The sequence below is a fragment of the Paenibacillus sp. GCM10023252 genome, from assembly GCF_042653305.1.
GTDB lineage: Bacteria > Bacillota > Bacilli > Paenibacillales > Paenibacillaceae > Pristimantibacillus.
Genome location: NZ_JBHSHW010000011.1, coordinates 1 through 17,879, shown reverse-complemented (window position 1 = coordinate 17,879; position 17,879 = coordinate 1). Strand labels below are relative to the sequence as shown.

At 53.5% G+C, this 17,879-nt stretch carries 6 protein-coding genes; all 6 read left to right on the top strand.

Annotated features, from left to right (window positions below; all coding sequences use genetic code 11):
• The first annotated feature begins 19 nt into the window (after positions 1–19).
• Positions 20–922, top strand: a complete 903-nt coding sequence (locus tag ACFO9Q_RS09860) for a carbohydrate ABC transporter permease (protein ID WP_379181323.1) — start codon at positions 20–22, stop codon at positions 920–922.
• A 186-nt stretch (positions 923–1,108) separates the two neighbouring features.
• Complete coding sequence (locus ACFO9Q_RS09855) at positions 1,109–2,785, top strand: extracellular solute-binding protein (RefSeq protein ID WP_379181321.1); 1,677 nt, start codon at positions 1,109–1,111, stop codon at positions 2,783–2,785.
• Positions 2,786–3,006: 221 nt separating this feature from the next.
• On the top strand, positions 3,007–4,779 hold the full coding sequence (locus tag ACFO9Q_RS09850; RefSeq protein WP_379181319.1) for a response regulator: 1,773 nt from the start codon (positions 3,007–3,009) through the stop codon (positions 4,777–4,779).
• An 11-nt stretch (positions 4,780–4,790) separates the two neighbouring features.
• Positions 4,791–6,566, top strand: coding sequence for a sensor histidine kinase (locus tag ACFO9Q_RS09845; protein ID WP_379181317.1), 1,776 nt, complete (start codon positions 4,791–4,793; stop codon positions 6,564–6,566).
• Positions 6,567–6,718: 152 nt separating this feature from the next.
• Positions 6,719–9,796: a PA14 domain-containing protein gene (locus ACFO9Q_RS09840; protein WP_379181315.1), complete on the top strand. Its 3,078-nt coding sequence runs from the start codon at positions 6,719–6,721 to the stop codon at positions 9,794–9,796.
• Between the two features lie 811 nt (positions 9,797–10,607).
• On the top strand, positions 10,608–17,246 hold the full coding sequence (locus ACFO9Q_RS09835) for a carbohydrate-binding protein (protein WP_379181313.1): 6,639 nt from the start codon (positions 10,608–10,610) through the stop codon (positions 17,244–17,246).
• The last annotated feature ends 633 nt before the right edge of the window (positions 17,247–17,879 follow it).

The following is a 17,879-nucleotide window of genomic DNA, read 5'->3' as shown; positions in this document are numbered from 1 at the left end:
AGAACGGCAGGGATATGTCATGAAGCTTACGGCACAGGATAAGCTGTTCCATACTGCACTATACGCCTTATTGACCCTGCTAGGGTTCCTGACCCTGTATCCATTCTGGAACTCGGTCGTCCTGTCCTTCAACTCCGGCTACGATACTTCGCTTGGCGGAGTGACCTTCTGGCCGAGAGACTTCACCTTGGACAATTACAGAATTGTATTCTCCGATGCTAGATTAGGAGATTCCTTCCTCATCTCACTCCTTCGAACGGTTGCAGGAACGTTCTTCTCCATACTCCTTACCATGATGCTGGGTTATGGACTGTCGCGCAGAGGGGTCGTCGGGCATAAGGCATATATGCTGTTCTTCCTTATCACGATGTTTTTCCAAGGGGGACTCATTCCATCCTTCCTTATTAATCGCAGTCTAGGGCTGATGGACAGCTTCTGGGTGCTGGTCGTTCCATTCCTCATTAATGTGTGGAATATGATTATCTTCCGGACGTTCTTCCGCGAGCTGCCTGAGGCGCTGGAGGAGTCGGCTAAGATTGACGGCTGCAATCAGTTCGGCATCCTGTTCCGAATTATCGTTCCGGTATCAGGCCCCGTCATCGCGACGCTGTCCCTGTTCACCGCCATCTTCCATTGGAATGACTGGTTCACCGCATCCATCTACATTAACAACCAGACACTTATGCCCGTGCAGAGCCTGTTGCAGCAGATTCTGAATTCGAACCTCTCCAGCGAGCTGCTCCTGCAGGCGACGGGAGGCAACGCTTCGGCGATGGAAGTGTTCGACAAGGCGCAGACGATTACGACGAAGTCTCTGAGCATGGCCATTATGATCGTGACGACGCTGCCTATCATACTCTTGTATCCGTTCCTGCAGCGCTACTTCGTGAAGGGTGTCATGGTCGGGTCGCTGAAGGGCTGATTCAGCCGCTCGAAGGGCTGATCCAGTCCATCAACGAGCAGATTCAGCCACTCGCTCATCTGCTTGAAGCACCTTAGTCAGCCGCTCTTGAGAGCGAGTTCAAGCGCACAGCAGAGATCTCTTGATGTTCGAGCCTACCTAGGCTATAACATAAATACATGGGTTGTTCGAAAGGGGAAAAGAACGTTGAAACCTAGAAAAATGATTAGGCTGACCTTCATGCTTCTTCTCTTAACCAGCTTGTTCATCACGGCCTGCAGCGGGACTAACGAAGGGAACAATAAGCCATCACCTTCCGCAGATCCTAGCCCAGAGGCGACCGCATCGGCAGAGCCAACGACCGACCCTGCCTCCGCCGTATTCCAGCTTGGAAGCGAGCCGCTCGAATTCAGCTTCTACGGCAACTACGACTGGATGGTGACGGAGCCTTGGGGCGTGGATCCAAGCTCGCAGTGGGTGAAGGACAACTTCAAGATTAATGTGACGCCGATACAATCCGGCGGAGCGGCCCAGCAGAAGCTGAATACGATGATCGTCTCCGACACCCTGCCGGATGTCATCATGCTGGACCGCGGAGCAGACTTCGAGAAGCTGCGCGAAGCGGGCAAGCTCGTTGCGCTCGATGATTACCTGGGCAAGTACCCTAACCTGAAGAAGTACGCCGGAGATCAGACGCTTAATCTGCTTCGTTCCAGCGACGGTAAGCTGTACGGCCTTCCGAACTGGTATACATCCAGCCCGAACGGTAACTCCGGCTACTTAATCAACCGCAAGATCTACAAGGAGCTTGGCTCCCCGAAGCTGGAGACGTTCACTGACCTGGAGGCCTACCTGGCTCAGGTGAAGACGAAGTACCCGGATGTCATCCCGCTCGAGACCGACGTGAATGCCGCAGGCATCTACTTGTTCGGCACAGGGATGGAAGAGAACTACTCAGTAACTTACATGAATGAGAAAGCGGTACCACGCGACAATCAATTCACATCGGTATTCCTGGATCCTACATTCAATAGCGCGCTTAAGCTAGGCAGCAAGCTGTTCCGTGACAAGCTGATGACCCAGGATGCGTTCACGCAGAAGAATGACCAAGTGTACGAGAAGCTTAAGAACGGGCGTGTAGCTGTGCTTGCCTCACTGGATGCGCTGAATTCGAAGATTCAAGAAGCGAATAATGCACTCCGCGAGAAAGATCCGGATGCAGGCTACGAAGCGATCTGGCCGCTGCGGACGGACAGTGTGGCGAAGGATAAGGTATTCCCGAACAGCTACGCATCGCAAGGCTGGAACTTCGTAGCTATTACGACGAAGGCGAAGAATCCGGAAGCTATCTTCGCTTACCTGGATTGGATTACGGGTGCTGAAGGGCAGTCTGTTATGAATTTTGGACCGAAGGGCCGCTACTGGGATGAAGTAGATGGAGAAGGTTCACCGATTCCTAATGAGAAGTGGACTTCAACTCCGCAGACGGAGAAGGATAAGGACAAGATGGGAACGTTCAACTGGGTGGGCAACACCTCCTTCGTGGACGGTACGAAGTCGAAGATCGAGATGGCTCTTCCTGAGGGCAAGCGTAACTGGGGGACGGAGCAGCAGGTGAATGTGACGTGGAAGACTTCGCAGAATATGACCTTGTTCACGAACCTCAATCCTTCTCCTGACTCGGAAGAGGGCATTGCGGAGAACGCGGTAAGAACGATCTTCGAGGAATATGTCGCCAAGGCGTTGTTCGCGAAGAGCGATGCGGAGGTTGATAGCATTCTGAAGCAGGCGAATGAAGCGGCGAATGCGCAAGGCTACGAGAAGCTGCTGAAGTTCAAGACCGAACGCTGGCAGGCGAATATCAAGAAGGCTAACGGATCCTAATAAGTCGGCATAGCGAGCGGGGCCATACCATTCAGGCAACCGTTGCCACAGCCATATAAGCTTGGACAATTGAAATAAGGTGAGGGTATACTCTAAGCAGTATACCCTCTTCTATTGTCAGTGTGGGATAGGAGGAGTCTGATCCTGATGCTGTGCTGATCTAACACCGCAATACGAGCATGGGCCGAAGGATCACCTTGAATCGTGAGGGGGATGAAGCGATGTATAAGGTTCTCATTGTAGATGACGAAGTGCTTGATCTGGAAGGGATGAAGGATCTTATCCCTTGGCCGGCCTTCGGTATGGAAGTGGAAGCTGCGGTAATTAGCGGCTTCGAAGCGCTCGAATATATACAGCACCATACCATCGATGTTCTTGTAACCGATATCAAGATGCCCATCATGTCCGGTATTGAGCTGGCGGGAAGGGCGCTGGAGCTCCAGCCTGGCCTTAAGCTAGTGTTCGTCAGCGGCTATGAGGACTTCCAGTATGCGAAGCACGCCATTAAGCTGAATGCATCCGGTTACATCCTGAAGCCGGTTGATGATCCGGAGATTGAGGCGGTGCTTCAAGAGGTTCGAGCGGCGCTTGACCGGGAGGCTGAGCTGCTGAAGCTGGAGAGGAGAGTTAAGGATTCACACTACTCCTCGACTGAGGAGCGGCTGCATGCGTGGCTGTCAGGTGAACTCGAAGCGGAGGCTGTAGCCGCGCTGATCCAAGAGCTGAACCTAGCTCTGAATCCAGCTCTGAACCAGGCGTCGGATCCGGTGCTGGATCAACCAGTGAATCCATCCTTGAACCTGGCACCGAATCCGGTGCTGAACCAACCAGTGAATCCATCCCTGAACCTGGCACCGAACTCTGCGGTGAATTCAGCTCTGAACCCGGCTCTCCATCCAACTCCGAATCCAGCGCTCAACCCAGCTCAAGTCAGTGACGGCTCCAGAGGTCCATACCAGACGGCGCTCATCGAGCTTGACGATATCTCGCTGAAGCTGGAGCGGCAGTCGGCAGAGGAGAAGCATGGGGTCATTCGGCAGTCTTCCCAGCTGCTGATGGACGTCTGCCGAGCGGAGGGCTTGTCTCTGCTATGCAAGTCGGATAAGCATCGGCTAGCTGTCATTGTATCCGGTAAGGAAGAGCAGGACAAGCTGCCCCTCATCCTCAGCCATATGGAGAAGCATGCCCCCCTCACAGTCACTATTGCTCTAGGGGGGGCATCCCATCTGCTGGAGGATATGCCTCATTCCTATGAAGAAGCAGCCGATCTGCTCACGTACAAGATGTTCTGCGGGAAGAATCGCATCCTGACGGCAGCCGATAGCATTCCCTACCAGAGGCAGGATGTCATCGACATTGATGATATGCTTCAGACGATGTTCGTCGCCATGGTGAATTATGATCTGGTGAAGGTAGATGACGGGCTTCAGCAGCTGTACGAGCAGGTGAGAAGTCTAGGCAAGCGCATGACGGTCTATAACGTCACCTTGCATCTGCTGTCCAAGCTGGATTCGTACCTATTCAGCATGAACGAGAATCTGAAGAGCATTCTCGGCATGGAGATTAATCAGCTCGATATGCTATACCACTTCGAGACGGTTCATGATATCCAGTCGTGGCTTAGGCGCAAGCTGTTCGAGATCTCGGAGCTGCTGCAGCTGAAGAAGCTGCGTAAGAATCGCAAGCTGGTTGAAGAGGTAGAAGCTTATGTCCTTCTGCATCTGAACACCAATCTAACACTGCGGGACGTTGCGAACCACTTCTCATTCTCCCCTAATTATCTTGGGCATCTGTTCAAGGAAGAGAAGGAAGAGAACTTCAGCGATTATGTCATTCGCAAGAGGATGGAGCGGGCAGCGACGCTGCTGCAGGATCCGAAGCTGAAGATCTACGAGGTAGCGGACCTGGTCGGCTATAACAGTCTAACCTACTTCAGCCGGCAATTCCGAGAGAAGTTCGGAACAACCCCCGGTGATTACCGGAAGAAGAGCTAGGAAGGAACTTGATGATGGCAGCTCACAATAAGAAGCGATTCATCCCCTATGGATACAAGCTCATGCTCTCCTACTTCCTGTTCGTCATGATTCCAGTCGTCGTGGTCGGCTGGGTATCCTATCATTCCTCCGTTCAGTCCTCCAGAGAGCAGACGAAGCAGAATCTGCAGGGAACCCTTCATCAGATGAAGGACAACCTGGTCTACAAGGCCGAGGAAGCAAGGCGGATCTCCGATCAGCTCTATTATGACAAGCAGCTCCAGTCGTTCCTGAGGCATTATGAGAATGGCTGGTACAGCTTCGAGCGGACGAAGAAGTATCTGATGCCCACCTTCTCCAACGCGGTAGCTGTATTCAGCAAGCCTGCGCTGCTCAAGGTCTACATCGATAACAAGACCATTCCCGAGATCTACAGCGATCAGGATCCGAAGATTGACCCGATTAGCGCGCCTGGTTATCAGATTCTATATATGGATCGCCTAAGGAAGCAGTCCTGGTTCAAGGGGCTTAAGCTGCCTGCAGACAACTATCGAGGAACTTCCTACGAGTGGCTTCAGATTGAGAATGATGTGAACTTCAATAATATCTCTATGGTCAGGAGATTAATGGACTTCGATCGGCAATGTGAGCTAGGCATGACCCGTACCATCATCAAGCTTAGCGATCTGCTGGAAGCGATGGACTATACGAAGATCGGCGATCGAAGCTCCCTATTCATCATGGACAAGCAAGGCCACACGCTGGCCTCATCAAGCGCCGACGGTGCAGGTCAGATTGCCCTGGATTCACTTGATGCCAGCCAGTACCTCCGCATTGAGGAGCGAGTACCTGGTCTTGAGTGGCAGCTAATTGCAATGGTCCCGAATACGCTGCTGGAAGCCAGTGCGAAGCATGTCCTTCGACTGACCATTGGAGTTGCTGCAGTCAGCATGCTGTTCGTGCTGCTCATCTCTATGCTCGTGTCGGGCTACTTCTCCAGGCGGGTCAGGAAGATTGTGTATTCCCTGCACGCATTCAAGGAAGGCGACTTCCACAAGCGAATTGTATTCCAGCAGAATGATGAATTCGCACAGATTGCGGATGCCTTCAACACGATGGGGGAGCACGTGGAGGAGCTGATTAAGGAAGTGTATGTGGCGAATCTGCACAAGAAGGAAGCCGAGCTGAGCTCGCTGCAGGCACAGATTAATCCACATTTTCTATACAACACGCTCTCTTCCATCTCTCGTCTGGCCAAGTTCGGCAAGATTGACCAGCTGCATCAGATGGTGATGGGCCTCGCCAAGTTCTACCGATTAACGCTCAACCAAGGCCGCACCTTAATCTCCGTTCGGGAAGAGCTGGAGCAGGTGGGGGCTTACTTGGATATTCAGGCCATTAAGTTCGGCTACCGGATGCAGGTATTCTATGATATCCAGTCTGCTGTGCTGGGCTATGAGACGGTGAAGCTGATTCTTCAGCCGTTCGTGGAGAATGCGCTGGAGCATGCGCTCTATGGAACGTCTATTAATATTCGCGTGACGGCAGAGCTGGAGGGAGAGAGCATCGTATTCAAGGTAATTGATGACGGGCTGGGGATGAGCCGGGATACGATTGCCCAGATCTTCACCAAGGATGGGGTACGTATTGGATATGGCGTGCGTAACGTCGATGAACGAATCAAGCTTCAATACGGGCAGGAGTTCGGGGTGGAGATCTACAGCCGGCTTGGGATCGGCACTACGGTGAAGATTACAGTCCCCGCCAGACACGGAGGGGTACGGGAGAGCGGCATATTTTCATTGTAGAATGACAACTTCCGTTGATTAAGGTGATAGTCACGGGGCAGATAGGGAGGGCATAATAGGGCTACATCCTAGCGATACATACCGCATTCCTAACCGTCAGGAGGTGAAGATTAGGTTCAGCTGGTATCTTAATCGATAGAGGAGGCAGCTCAATGTACGCAGTTCATCGTAAGCAGACCCAGTTCATTGCAATCGCTCTCATTCTTACCTTGTTATTCGCCCTTGCCTATGGGCTTGCGGGAGGCAATCAAGTTCAAGCCGCATTCGGTCCTGCAACAAGATATGAAGCAGAGAGTCAGAACCTTGCGAATGCAAGCACAGCTTCAACGAATACAGGCTACTCGGGAACAGGATATGTGACGGGACTAACCTCCGAATGGTCGAAAATCACCTTCGACAAAGGGGTCTCGGACCTGACCGCTGCTAAGCTGGACATTAAGTATGCGAACGGGACAGGCGCGGCCGTTACTCACCTTGCCCTATATATTGGCAGCGGGAAGGTGCAAAATCTGAGCTTCCCGGTTACGGCGAACTGGAATACATGGGGCACTGTGACGGTGAACTTCAATATTCCAGCTGGCTATCAGAACATTATCTTGAAGAGCGAGTCGAATGCAGCTTCTTCAGTGAATGTAGACTACTTCGATCTATCGCTCGACAGCACGCCACCTACGCCGACTCCAACACCGACTCCGACTCCAACACCAACACCGACTGCGACACCTACACCAACGGCAACACCTACGCCGACTGCTACACCGACCCCAACACCAACTGCAACTCCGACTCCTAGCGGGACTCCTGGACCTACTCCTACGCTGCCGCCTGGCGGGGGAAGCGGGAATCTCATAAGGGAAGTATGGACTGGCGTATCCGGTACGGAAGTCACTTCTCTAACCAGTCTGGGCAGCTATCCGAACAGTCCGTCAAGCCTCTCCTATCTGACAAGCTTCGCAGCTCCATCAGACGTTGCGGATAACTATGGCGCACGAGTGAGAGGGTACATCCTAGCCCCGGTTACTGGCACCTATCAATTCTGGATATCCGGTGACGACAGCAATGAGCTGTGGCTGAGCACGAATTCATCGGCATCGAACAAGGTGAAGATTGCTTCCGTCACTGGTTGGACGAACCAGCTGCAGTGGGATAAGTATTCCTCCCAAGCCTCGGCTGGAATAGCTCTGACTGCAGGCAATTACTATTACATTGAAGCGCTGCACAAGGAGAATGATGGTCAGGATAACTTAGCGGTCGCTTGGCAGACACCGGGTGGTTCCCGTGTCATCATTCCGAGCAGTGCTATTACAACTACGCTGCCAACCCCGGTTCCATCACCAGGGGTATTCAGCCAGACGGCACCCGTGAATAATGCGACGAATGTGAGCGTAACGCCTAACTTCACTTGGGGCGCCTCATCCGATGCGGCCAGCTATTCGCTCGTTGTATCAACGAGCAGCTCGTATACGAGCCCCGTTATTAACGCGACGAATATTAGCGGGAACAGCTATTCACCAGCTGCCGCTCTAGCAGCAAGTACGAAGTACTATTGGAAGGTCACCGCGGTGAATGCCAGCGGAACGAAGGTCGCTTCCAATGCTGGGATATCCTTCACTACTGGCGTTGCGCCAACCCCAACACCTACGCCATCCGCAACACCGACTCCAACACCTACACCAACGCCGCCTGGCGGAGTGAACTATTATGTCTCGACGACTGGCAGCAATACAACAGGAACAGGGACTTCCGGCAATCCTTGGCGGACGCTGGCTTATGCAGCAACGCAAGTGGCCCCAAGCCAAGGCCATACGATTAACCTTGCAGCCGGGACCTATGTGGAGACTGTGGCAACGGTCCTTCCGCTAGGGGTGAATATCAAGGGGGCAGGCGAGAGCAGCACTACGATTACGTCGAATGGAGCGATCCCAGCACCCGGCGTGGACCAGAGCTCAGGTGACTGGAAGCTATGGTATGACGGCAGCTTGATTCAGCTTGTATCAGCCGGTTACTCGGGTCCGAATCCGAAGTACGGTGCGCCGCAGGATATGCTGCCATCTGCGAACGGCAACCAGACGCTGAGCGGCTTCACCATCGACGGCAACAACAAGACGATTAAGGCCGGCGTATGGGTAGAGAACCGGAACAATGTGACGATGCATCATGTTACCTTCAAGAATCTTCAGCAGCGCGGAGCTGTATTCGGACGGAGCGACATGTGGTGGTACATTGAGCTGCCAGCTGCCTATTGGATGAAGAATACGAAGATCTACGACTGTACCTTCATTAATTCCGGCACAGATGTGAGCGGAGAGACGTTAGGCAACCTCAACATTGCAGGGCTTGACGGTGCGGATATCTATAACATCAATATTACAGATACCGCAGGCTACGGCATCAAGTTCATCTTCGTCGGCCATTACAAGAATGTGAAGATTCACGATGTCACGATGTCCCTCAGCGAGAATGATCCTACTTGGGGAGAGCGTATTGCCATCGAGCTGTGGAACATTAGCAGCGGCAATGAGATCTACAATATTGTGTGCAACACTTGGCTGTCCATCGTCAATCATCAAGGTCTGTATGATGATACGCCTGCCGGCACAGACAATCTATGGATTCATCATGTCCGCATGGTAGACAATGACGGCAACAGCAGCAAGGAAGCTATTGAAGTAGCGGCTCCTAATATGACGGTGTCCGACAGCTACTTCAAGGACAAAGGCTTCTACATGGCCGTGTGGATGGAAGGGAAGCAGAATATAACGATTCGGAACAATATTTTCTACAACACGCATGCTCCGGTCTATGGGTGGAACAATGGCGCCGGCGTCTTCGTTCCGGATACGGTCACGAACCTGAATATCTACAACAATGTGTTCGACTACTTCGGTGTACCTATCTACCTGAAGGGATCTGTCAGCAACGTGAATATTAAGAACAACGCGTTCCTGAACACCGTTAAGGATTCCAATGATATTGAGGGTACGGCGAGCAATCTGTCGATAACGAACAACCTGAAGTACAACACGGACAATCAGGCGCTGCGTGTGAATGGCAGCTTCGTCACGACGGGCAATAACGTGATTGGTCTGCCGGGCTTCAAGAACACCGGCAACCGGTGGGACACGTACTACCAGCCTGCATCAGCGAGCAGCTTCGTCGTAGGCAAGGGCGTGAACGTGGGTCTTCCGTACAACGGCAGCGCTCCAGAGATCGGGCGTTGGGAGTATTAGCAGCTCGCTTGCGCATGTTCCTTGACTAACGCTATTGCCGCGTCGATTGTTGTTCCGATGAGCTGCACGGCTGCGAAGCGCCGATGCGATGTACCGATGAGGGGCGCGGCTTGTTAGAATGAGAAGCACCGATGCGAAGCGCGGCTTGTTCGAATGAGGTGCACCGATGCGAAGCACGGCTGTTAGAATGAGATGCACCGCGATGTCTAGCGGAACTGACAGCCTCTATTTCGTCATTTTTGGCATCATTTCTGATGCTAACGGAACTAGAAGCCTTTATTTGTCCGATTGTGGGGGGAATGCCCACCTAGAGAAGCATATAAGAGCGTTCAGTTCCGTTAGCTTCTGCAACAAGCCGTTTTCACTCGAGATAAGGTCTGTGAGTTCCGTTACGGCTCACGCGGCAAGCTAATAAGCGTTGATTATGAGTAAAGTTCCATCTATTCGCTTCCAGAAATCCTTCGGCATGATCATTTAAGTACGAGAGCCTCCATAGGTCCTAGACCTATGGAGGCTCCTTGTTATGGACGGAAAAAAGGACGCCAGTTCAAGTGGGCACGCTGCAGATATGCTGCGAGAGTCTGTAGACACGTTGGAGACACGTTGCAGACAGTCTGTAGACACACTTCAGAAACGCTTCAGACTCAGTGCAGACTCGTGGCAGCCGTATACCTGACTCATCTCTTAGATCCATTCATTCAATCGTTGAATAATGCCATATATCAGTGATTAGGTTAGTGTTCACTGCCCTGTCTGCCGCGGTATGCTTGTCATAATATCAAGCGCTTACATAGCGAGTGGAGGGTTGTCCATGTCCATAGGATTGCGATTACCGCGGAAGAGATTGAAGAGAGGAATTCATCTCCTCCTTGTCGTGCAGATGATACTGAGCTCTATTAGCTTGGGATGGCTAGGAGGCGGCACAGTCATGGCTGAGCCAGCCCAAGCGGCAGTCGCTGCAACTGCAGTGGAGCCAGCACCAACGCAGCCGAGTGCGGCAGCTGCAGCAGAAGTGGAGCCAGCACCAACGCAGCCGAGTGCGGCAGCTGCAGCAGAAGTGGAGCCACCCGGAGATGCGCTAGCAGGGACAGGCTCGTCGGCATCAGCGCCAGCCGAACGAACAGCCGCCGCCGCAGGTGTCACTGAGCTGTTCGTAGCCACAACAGGCAGTGATACGACGGGAGACGGCAGCATGGATCGCCCCTATGCCACCGTGCAGAAGGCGAAGGAGGTCGTCCGCGAGCTAACTAGCGCCATGACTTCGGATATAACCGTACAGCTCCGCGGGGGCAAGTACTACCAGGATAGCAGGCTGAGCTGGAATGAGGAGGACTCCGGCAGGAACGGCCATCAAGTTATCTACAAGAGCTACGTGGGGGAGACGGCCGAGATTGTAGGGGGCAAGCCAATTACAGGATGGACGCTGGACTCTGGCACGGGCTCGAACGCAATCTACCGTGCAGATGTTGGTACCGGAGCGGCTCCGTTCTATACCTTATTCGAGAATGGAGTCCGTGCGGTCATGGCTAGGACACCGAATGCCGGCTATCTGCACGCTCAGGCGTCAACCTCCAAGGCCACTCAGATCACCTACCAGGAAGGCGAGCTTCCGGAAGGAGCGGAGGCAGACTATACGAACGCACAAGTATTCGACTGGCCGGGAGATGAAGCTTGGTGGAACTGGTCATCTGAGACGAGAGCTGTCCTTGGGCTGGACCCGGGCACGAATACCATCACGCTGGAGCAGGGAGGACTTGCATCGGGCTGGCAGGTGCAGACCGGAGCTCGCTATTATGTGCAAGGAGCGAAGGTGCTGCTCGACGAACCGGGCGAATTCTACCTGGATGAGCAAGCCGGACAGCTCTACTACTGGCCGAGGCATGCTGATATTGATCAGCAGGAGATTGTTGCATCTGCAGACGAGCGGCTAATTGAGCTAAGAGGCTCCGCAGAGAGCAGCCCTGTCCACGATATCGTGTTCGAAGGCCTCCTGATTCGAGGATCAGACTTCTCCAAGAATAGCTCACCGACGAAGAATGAACCGACCGAAGGACTCATCTATCTTGAAAATGCGAACCAAATCGAGCTCCGCGGCAATCGCATCCTCGGTGCCGGCCATGCGGGAATCATGCTGTTCCATGCCGCCCAGCACAATCGGATAGAAGGGAACTGGATTGAAGACTCTGGCACGTTCGGAATTGGTCTGTTCGGTTGGGCGCTAGGGGAAGGGGGATACTCTTCGGCCGCCGAGTCTTACGTGAACAAGTTCAATACGATTACCAACAACTATATTCATCACTTCGGCCGGCTGCTCGGACATGGCTCCGGGATTCAGCTCTTCATGAGCGGGGATAACGACATCTCGCACAACGAGATCTCTAAGGGACCCCGTTACGGCATCTCGATTAAGGGGGCGAACGGAGCTTGGTTCTATGGTCAGACCAAGTACGGAGCAGAGGTGACGGAAGCTAACTTCGAGAGCTACAATCACAGCCGGAACAATCGAATTGCGTTCAATGATATTAGTGACGTTATGAAGGACACGGCAGACGGCGGCGCATTCGAGAGCTGGTGTCCCGGCACGGGCAACCTCATCGACAACAACCGGATTCACGACATTTACAATCTGCTTGGAGATAAGATTATGGGCATCTATCTCGATGACAATAGCAGCCACTTCAAGGTTACGAACAATATTATCTACGGGATTCACAGCGTAGAGGTATGGCCGATGACGATCAAGGGGACGAACAACGAGGTATCCAACAATATCATTGCCGATTCGGACGGAGTCGTGGATATTTATACGGGCGATCTGTCTAAGGAGTTGATTTTCACCCGTAATATTATGTATCGTCCGCGTCCGAAGAGCTATAACGTCTACTTCAGCTATCAATGGAGTCTGGACAAAATCGCGCAATCCGATTACAACCTGATCTATCATCAAGGGGGAGGGACGACCTTCCGAACGGATCGGTTCTTGGACGCTGCGGAGTGGAAGGCGCTGTCTGGCGGCAAGTACGACCAACATTCGTTAATCGGTGCAGATCCTATGTTCCAGAATGCGGAGCAGCATGATTATACACTGAAGGCTGGCTCGCCGGCGCTGCAGCTTGGCTTCGTCAACATTAATCAGAGCGATATTGGTCTCCTGGACAGCTTCCCCTGGGACGTTCCTGAGCCTGACTATCCCGCTATTCCAGAAGAGCCGGCCACGCCGGGCAAGGTCGTCCTGCAAGCGGAGCAATATAGAACGGGAAGCTCCGTCTATATTGCGGATCTTCATGAGGATACAGCAGGGAATGGGGCCGTGGGCAACTTCGAAGGCGGAGACTATCTCATGTTCCCGCAGGTGACGATTGAGGAAGGGTTGAATACGTTCACGGTCAAGTATGCCGTAGCCTCGCCGTATCACAATCAGACGATTCAGCTGCGCCAGGGGAGCATCGACGGACCTGTGCTTGCTGAAGTGTTAACTGAGAACACGGGCGGTTGGGATCGTTACAGGGAGACATCGGCTCCGCTTGCGACGGCAAGAAGCAATGGCGTACATGACCTCTATATCGTCGGAGTCGGCGGCGACGGGATCGGCAACTTGGACAGCTTCACCTTATCCAGCGGAGGAAGCGCGGCGGATAATCTGCTGGCAGGCGGCGGCTTCGAAGAGAAGCTGAGCCATTGGGAAGAGATTGTATATAACGTCCGTAATAAGAGCCTGACGGCCGACAAGAAGCAGGGCAGCTATGGGTATAGCCTAACCTTGGAGGCTAAGGGCGGCCTGTCGCTCGCTAATCGCTCCGCCAGCGAGTTAGCCCAAGGCTTGTATAGCGCGGGTGTATGGGCGAAGAGCTCTGGAAGCTGGGAGACGCTTAAGCTGCAGGTGTACAAAGCAGACCGTCTGCTGGGGGAGATCCCGCTTCAGCCGGCTGACGGCTCCCCTAATGATCGTACGAAGTGGAACTATTATCGTGTGGAGAGCTTGGAAGCAGCGGAGGGTGCCGAGCTTACCGTTAAGGTAACAGGGCAGGCAGGAGATACGGAGGCCGGAGTGCTCCAGCTCGATGAGGTCTCCCTCACTCGCACTGGTGACTGGGATGGCGGAGGAGAAGGGCCTCCTCAGCAGCCGGCTAACCTGCTCCTTAACCCCGGTCTGGAAGGGAACAACGGCACAGGAGAATGGACACCATGGGCGATTGAGAGTGCTGCTCCCTACAACGTCGGATGGGCAGATGGGACCGATGGCAAGCATTCCGGGAATTACGGCCATACCCATTGGAGCCCGGGCCCTTGGGCTGTGAAGTATGCTCAATCTATTGACCAAGCGGGGGTGGGTCTATACCGCGCAGGCGTATGGGCGAGAACCGGGGACGCCGAGTGGAATGGGAGCTTGAAGCTTAAGGTGTATCAGGATGGACAGCTGCTAGGGGAATCGGCTGCTATTGAAGGCGGGAACTATACACAGTACCTCATGGAAGATATCCCAGTTAAGGGAGATGCCCCGCTGACCGTCATTCTAGAGGGAGCATCGGCGACCTCAGGCTGGCTGTCCGTGGATGACTTCGAGCTGGTCAGGACCGGCGATGCGGTACCAAGCATACCCGTACCGCAGAGTCTGTTAGCGAACGGCGGCTTCGAGTCAGGGACCTCTGCATGGGAGGAAGTGAAGAGTCCGTCCATCTATGCCTTCCAGAGCATGAATGCTGGCGAATATTATGGCGGAGCAGCAGCAAGAGGCTACTGGATGAACGGCGGGGCAGATGGAGAAGTACGGCTTAGCCAGCAGGTAAGCGATGTACATGGCGGGAATTACAGGCTCGAAGGCTGGAGCAGACGTGAGACCTTCGCGCAGGAGTTCGAAGAGGCAAGGCTTCAATTGCTCGCAGGAGGTGTAGAGCTCGGGAGTGCGCCGCTTCCATATGGAGGAGCATGGGCTAAGACGACGATTGAGAACCTTGTCATTCCGGACGGGGAGGATGTCACCGTGGTCATTACCTTCAAGGTGCCTGGCGGCAATGCCTATGTTACTCTCGATGATGTCGTGCTGATCTCCGAAGATGGGGTTCCTACTCCTCCATCTATGACTCTGGAAGCAGAGGGGTACTCGTCTCAGCAAGGCTTGAAGACGGCTGGCAGTCTAGTGGAGGATTGGGATAGCGGAGATTGGCTCAGCTACGAGAATCAATTCTTGTATGCGGGGTACCCTGCTGTCACTCTCTTCTATAGCAATAGCAGTGAGGCTGCTGGCGCGGTCATAGAGATCAGGGCAGATAACCCCGTCAGCGGTACTTATCTCGGGGGCTTCACCGCACAGTACACCGGCGGAGATGGGGTGGTCGGGCAGACGACCATTCCGCTGCGACCGCTGGACGGCCAGCATACGCTGTACGTGGTCATGAAGCACGGCGACCACTCATTCCGCTTGGACCGGATGACGCTCACCACGGATAATCTCGATCGGAATGTGCTGGTCAATCCAAGCTTCGAGGAGGGGGATGCGGGCTGGAGCTTCACGGGGAGCGTGGCCGGTTGGAGCGACTCTGCTCCTGATGCGGTGTACCTGGGAAGCGCTGCCCGCAACCACTGGATGTCAGCGCCTGGTACGGTGAAGCTGGAGCAGCAAGTAGACGATATGGACGCAGGGTGGTATAAGGCTAGCGTGTGGGTTCGGGGAGGAGAGGGGTGGTCAGCCTCTTCCATCTCGGTATATAGCGGAGACCGGCTGCTGACGCAAGCGGCAACCGATCAATTAACATCGGAATATCAGCAGCTAACGGCTTTGGTTCATCATGTGGAGAGCGGGCCGGTCAGGGTTATTTTCACAGGGGTTGCTGAGTCTGGCAATACGTATCTAACGGTAGATCAATTCGAGCTCATCCGATTATCGGAGGATGCAGGGCTTGCCGGACTAACGGTAGGAAGTGTGAAAATCCCAGCTATTGCGGCCATGGGGGAAGTCCATATCTATGTGTCTGACTCGGTTGCAGAGCTTCCACTAACCATTCATCCTGCTGACTCTCGTGTACGAGTTAAGCTGGACGACACCATGCTGACCGGGGGAGCCGCGTATCCCCTTGCACTCGCTGCTGGACATAATCGTCATACGATTACGTTGCTTGCTGAAGCTGGCAATCTGAGCACGTATGATGTGAACTTCATTCGTCAGACGATGGAGACATTCCCTGTCCCTACCCCGTCCACGGGTGGCGACAGTACGCTTCCTTCAGAGGACGCTCTCCTGCCGAATCAGCAATGGCTGGCCAGGGAGGGTGACTCGCCCGGTCCGGAAGTGAAGGTTAAGCTTGGGCCAGGCAAGCAGGAGCTGCTCATTCCTTGGCCTCTGAATGAGCAGGTGCTGGATCGCAAGCTCGTCGTTGTGAGCGATGGGGGCCGAGTTGAGTTGGCTATACCGCCGCAGGTATTGGCATCGCTGATGGACTTAGAGCTGGAGCAAGGAAATTCGCATGTCTTAAGGGTTAAGGTGACGCAGAAGGAAGGACAAGGAGAAGGACAAGGGAAGGGGAAAGGGAATAGCTTAAGTGGGATAGAGGCTGAGTTGGAGATTAGCATGGGGAGTAGGGCTGGAGATGGGCAGCGGCTCACCTTAAGCGAGTTCCCGGTGCCTGTCATCGTAACGTTCGCTTATGATGCGGATACGGTGGATGAGGAGCTGCTCGGCGTATACAGAATTCGTGGAGGGCAAGGAGGAAGTGGGACGGCTCAGCCGCGTCAACCTAGCTACCAAGGAGGCGAGCTTGATTCGGCCGCTAGCACGATTGCGATTGGCTTGACAGAGTTAGGCACCTTCCGACTGCTGGCCTATGAAGTGAATTATTCCGACGTTCCATCCAAGCATTATGCTCATCGAGCGATTCAAGTTCTCTCGGCGCGCCATATTGTGAAGGGAGTGACTGTGGCAGCTGAGTCCAAGACGGTAGAGTCTGGTACGGCAGAGTCCAAAAAGTCATTCTTCCCTGGGCGTAAGACATCACGAGCAGAGTTCGCGGCGATGATTAGCCGAATGCTGAAGCTGAAGCCATCGGGAGATGCCCTCCCGTTCACTGACATACCGGTAGACAGCTGGTACAGGGATGCGGTGCAAGCGGCTTATGAGGCGGGCATTGTTCAAGGGAAGGATACTGCTAGGTATGACCCGAATGCAGAAGTATCCCGTCAGGAGATGGCGGTCATGTTGCATCGAGCGTATTCATTCCTTAGTGGGGAGAGTGAGGACGGCAACACGATTGCTGAAGAAGGGTGGCTCCCATACAAGGATGATACAGAGCTGGCCGAGTGGGCCAAGGAAGCAGTAGCTGTGCTTCAGCAGCTAGGAATCATGCGGGGAGTTGGAGGGGGCAAGTTCGCTCCTGCTGCATCTGCGACGCGAGCTCAGACCGCTCAGGCTCTCTACCTGCTGTTAAGTGTCATGCAGCAGCAAGGGGGTAAGCAGTAAGCAGCAGAGTCAGAGCCACCAGCAGAAGCACTAACATAAGAACTGGACATAAGAACTAGACATAAACACTAACATAAGAACTAGACATAAGCACTAGAATCAGCACTAGCATAGCCACAGCCACCAGCAGATGCACTAGCAGGATGGATGACCTATAGTAGAGTGGTAATTGGGAAGTAAGGCCTTAATTGCTAGGCAATAAGCCGAGATTAACATGATGGTATGATGCTGTGTTCAACAGGAAGCCTCCTAACCCACGCACGGCGTGAGCAGGGAGGCTTCAATTGTATATAGAGCTGACACTATTTAGCGGCAAGATTGTTGCAGCTATCAGAGCTATGTCTATCTAGGGCTAGCTCATTGCAATTGACCAGTAGATCGTTTCATAGCTTCCGCAACTACTAGACTTGCCTTCCAAGATGAATGGGATGTTGCGATCAATGCCTGTAACGGAACTCACGGCCTTTATTCGGTTAATATCAGCATCGTTTCCGAAGCTAACGGAACTAGGAGCCTTTATTTGGTCAATTATAAGACAATAATCCACTCTGCGGAGCACATAAGGTCGTTCAGTTCCGTCCCTCGTATTTAAGGGGCTTTCTCACGAATGCTCACTCATTCGCAGGATTTCAT